This is a genomic window from Paenibacillus sp. 2TAB26, from assembly GCF_052115145.1.
Classification (GTDB): Bacteria; Bacillota; Bacilli; order Paenibacillales; family Paenibacillaceae; genus Pristimantibacillus.
Map to the genome: position 1 here is coordinate 1 of NZ_JBFRGC010000133.1, position 393 is coordinate 393.

The window sequence follows — 393 nt, forward strand, 5'->3', positions numbered from 1 at the left end:
GCCCAGACCCATAAGGGTGGACCAGATTTCTCCGATGCCGATCAGCATGAACGCCGGGGCGGCCAGGACCACGGTGCTGAGCGCACCGATCCACAGCACGGGGCGGCGGCCGATCCGGTCAGACAGCTTTCCGGTCAGCGGGATGCAGAAGCTCATGATGACCAGCACGGGGATGGTCAGCAGGGTGCCGTGCACGGGATCGTAGCCCTTGGACTCGGTGAGGTACGTCGGCATGTAGGACGTCAGGGCGTAGCCTGCGGTGTTCGCGGCTGCCACCACGATCATGGCAACGATGAGTGAACGCCAGTAGGCCTTCACAATGCCCACCGGGCCCTTGGAAGCCGCGGCGTCGGAGGCGGCGGCGTCCTTGGCGACGTTTTCCTGGGCGTCGAG

Annotated in this window: 1 protein-coding gene; it reads right to left on the minus strand. The window is 65.6% G+C overall.

The window, feature by feature from the left end; genetic code table 11:
- The coding region (locus AB4Z50_RS36215) for an MFS transporter (protein WP_441887346.1) at window positions 1-393 on the minus strand (393 nt) is incomplete at both ends.